This window comes from Phaeobacter sp. SYSU ZJ3003 (assembly GCF_041300735.1).
GTDB lineage: Bacteria > Pseudomonadota > Alphaproteobacteria > Rhodobacterales > Rhodobacteraceae > Phycobacter > Phycobacter gallaeciensis_A.
This window is the reverse complement of sequence record NZ_PXNU01000111.1, coordinates 1-3432: the sequence shown is the minus strand read 5'-3', so window position 1 is coordinate 3432 and position 3432 is coordinate 1. Positions and strand designations below refer to the sequence as shown.

Sequence of the window (3432 nt, the reverse complement as noted above, 5' to 3'; positions counted from 1 at the left end):
ACGAGGAATGCTACAACTTCTTCAAGGCCGCAGGATACAAAACCGATTAAACGCGACACGCTCTAATACTCCAGAATTTCGCTCACCTGGGTTGGTGGCGATGTTCTGGCAAATCTACGCCGCTGCAGTCAAAGGGTTTCCAGGCACGGTGTTTGTGAAAGTTTTGTAACGAGAAGAGTTGTTTGAAATCAGAGGTTTACGGTAATTTTTCTTGTGTTTTTGAGTGATTTTTTCACATTAAATCAGGAAATCGCTTGATTTATTTTAAAAGTAATGAACCGAAACAGAGAATCACCTGGTGCCCACTTCGGCTCCAACGTGGCGATCCAACCAGCTAAAGTGCCCACAAGGGCATACCTTTACGAACGCACAGGGCGATGCTCAAAGCCCAGTGAAAAAGTGTCCGTAAGCCCTGGATTATTTATGCGAACACATTTTATATGAGGAATACCTTTACGAACAGGAAATCCTCACTTGCCACACACAATCCTCTACGCCCGCGTTTCCACCACTGATCAAACTCTCCTGCATCAAAAGGCACAGGCAGAAGCGGCAGGGTTCGTGATTGATGAAGTGGTGGCCGATCACGGTGTTTCAGGTGTCTCCACGCGGCTCTGTGAGCGTCCTGAGGGCAAGCGGCTGTATGATAAACTGCGGTCTGGGGATGTGCTGGTGGTCCGTTGGGTGGATCGTCTGGGTCGCAGCTACACCGATGTCACCGAAGTGATCCGGCATTTTATGGCCAAGGGAGTGATCATCAAAACCGTGATCAACGGAATGGTGTTTGATGGTGCAGCCACCGATCCGATGCAGATGGCCGTTCGGGATGCTTTGATCTCGTTCCTTGCCGCTACAGCTCAAGCCCAAGCAGAAGCCACAAAAGAGGCTCAGAAGGCTGGGATCGCCCACGCGAAGGATCAGAAGGGCAAGTATCGTGGTCGGAAGCCCTCTTACACTCGCGAACACATTGTAGAGGTCATCAATCTGCCAGAAGGCATGAACACTACCGATGCGGCTCGGGCCACTGGGCTGTCACGTCAAGCGGTTCTTCGTATTCGTGCCAACCCCGAGGAAGCCTATGCCCGGGTGGCTAAGTGGGAAGAGCATTCTGCATGAAAAAACCACGCCAGTGCGGGAACTGGCGTGGTAAAGTGATCGGGAAAAGGCAAACACGGGCGGTAACTCGTAAGGGCCTGTTATGTAGAAATATTCTCCCGAGGCGTTAAAGATTAGAATCAGCTTTCAACTCACCGATCAAACAAACTTTTGATGGTATTTGAAACTTTTGACAGGTCATTTGATCAAGTGCTCCACCTGAGCAAGTTTTCTTTGGGCTTCTCACTGCCTGGCACGATATCTGAGAGTATCGGCAGTCAGGAAATCATCACGCAACAATGGGGCTAACTCGGCACCAGCGACCACACCCCAACCACCATTGTTGTGATGAGTGCAAATATCCAGAGAAGAAAGTAAAAAACAATAAAATCAACGGCTTCCAAATCATTCTCAGCATCATTTCCAGTAAGAAAACGCCACAAACCTAACAGGTTCCCTACCACGCTCTCAACAAGGTCTCTTTCGTTTGGAACATTGGGATCCGTCATTCAGCCACCCCTACCTACTTTTTAGAGAAACACATATCCTTTAGTATAGTTTTAGGTCTCCAATGACCTTGATCCAGCTCAAAGTTCAGTTGGTCGAAAAATTTTCAACAAGTGTGTCCAGTGGTATGCCTTCATATGCAACAGCGGCCGCTTCTATGGTACGCAGCAACCTCCGAGGAGGGGGAGGAGTGCAAATCGCCTTTGTACGGATCAGGGGGGGGGGCAGCACGAGGAACTGCCGATTTTTCTCAATAATATCAGAAATATATTAAGTAACAACTTTACATGCACCCCGAAAAACCTCTTGCCGCAAGGCTGCCGAGTTTGGTACTCCATAGCCGATCAGGCACCACAGGATGGGTATGGCAGCGGAACGTGTGATAACGAACACATCAGCAGGAGAACGGCAAAATGGCCAGCCTGCATCACGCCAAGCCAGCCACCCCAAATTTTCATCTTTTATTTTTGCCACGTCGCTTGTTGCGTTTTCTGCCCTGCTTCGGTGGCTGTTTTCTGCCATCATCACCACGCAGCTTGCTGTGTTCGGCATCTTTTATTTCCTGAAACAGCGGGTGGCCACGTATCCATTCTCGCAGCTGTTCATCGGTTTGAATGCCAACAACACTGGTAAGAAATTCACGGATTTCTGCTATCGGTTCCGGCAATGGGCTGCGAACCATCACAGGAACAGCTGCTTGCTGAAAAACCGCCGCATTTTTTTGTGCAAACGGCTTGGGATGGGTTCTCGCCGAATAGGTTCAAGCTTGCCACGAAAGGCATCATAATCAATTTTCATATACCTATCACCTATAAATACCCTGAAACCTTGCGAGCGGGCGGATGGCAAAATACAGCCGCCAAAATCCAAGCCGCTGATGAAAGCAATCTTGCGAGTTCAACCAAGCGTGCTCGGATGGATAATGCCCGAAATCAGGTGGCATTACTTGTAGCTGTTGAGCGGTGGGAGGGAGAACCGATTTGCCAACAGCAACCCTGCACGCGGATTCATCCACGTAACCATCAAGTGAAACACCCCAGGATGGAGGTTTTTGAGCAACAAGAACTGGCCGAGGTGGCGAGGTATTTGCTGTTGAGAGAGCCACCGCCGTTCCAAAATTTGAGTTATCAAATTTGCCACGCCATTCTACAATCCGGTTCAGCTCTTGCTCACTTGGCGTGTAATCCTCCGTTTCCATTAAAACATTGCTTGCCAGCAGTGCCTTGTGAGATGTGGAGAAATCGCAACACATTTCGCTCTTGTAAAAAAGCTTTGGATTGTATGTGAGGTTTCTATAGGCACGCAACTGCCCAGCAAGAATATTGTTCCGCTTTCGGTGAAACCGCTCTCTTTCAAAATCAGTTCTTGCTTTTGAAACTTCATATTTTTCCAATCGCAGGTGATATGGGAACACAAGTGGTTCAAATTCATCTGATGCCTTAGAAAAACGGCGTGCTTTGGTGTTGTAATCAACCAGCCACCAAAGAGGTTTGTTAGGTGTAAATCTTTCCACCAGAACAGAACCACTGCTGGCCCCAATATTGCAGCTCTTTATCCCATCAACTTTCTGAACAACCCGCTTGAGCGAGTGCATAAATGCAATCTCTGTATCCGCATCCGTAACCCAGAATGGGAGGATTAGTGCTGCATGTATGTGTGGAATATTTGTGGCATCAAAGTTGCCTCTGTTGGCATCCCATTTGGTTCCAGCTACATCTTTAGATGCAATCAACCCCGGCTTATCAGTAGGGGGTATCTCTGCTGGGAATGTCCCGATCGATGTTGAAAAGCGTTTCGGGCGACGCTGCGGATTTCATGGTTATGCGGCCT

4 protein-coding genes are annotated in these 3432 nt (G+C 48.5%); 2 read left to right on the top strand and 2 right to left on the bottom strand.

Features of this window, described 5'->3' with window-relative positions; genetic code table 11:
• Positions 1-474 precede the first annotated feature (474 nt).
• The gene (locus C6W91_RS20815; RefSeq protein ID WP_370571565.1) at positions 475-1116 is read left to right on the top strand and encodes a recombinase family protein; all 642 of its coding nucleotides are present in this window, start codon (positions 475-477) and stop codon (positions 1114-1116) included.
• Positions 1117-1400: 284 nt separating this feature from the next.
• On the opposite strand, the gene C6W91_RS20810 is transcribed toward C6W91_RS20815, so the two are convergent.
• Entirely contained in the window at positions 1401-1604 is a 204-nt protein-coding gene (locus tag C6W91_RS20810; protein ID WP_370571564.1) for a hypothetical protein, read from the bottom strand.
• A 362-nt stretch (positions 1605-1966) separates the two neighbouring features.
• On the opposite strand from C6W91_RS20810, the gene C6W91_RS20805 reads away from it, so the two are divergent.
• On the top strand, positions 1967-2389 hold the full coding sequence (locus C6W91_RS20805) for a hypothetical protein (RefSeq protein ID WP_370571563.1): 423 nt from the start codon (positions 1967-1969) through the stop codon (positions 2387-2389).
• Between the two features lie 18 nt (positions 2390-2407).
• Here the strand turns inward: C6W91_RS20805 and C6W91_RS20800 are convergent, their stop codons facing one another.
• Complete coding sequence (locus C6W91_RS20800; protein WP_370571562.1) at positions 2408-3334, bottom strand: hypothetical protein; 927 nt, start codon at positions 3332-3334, stop codon at positions 2408-2410.
• Positions 3335-3432 lie beyond the last annotated feature (98 nt).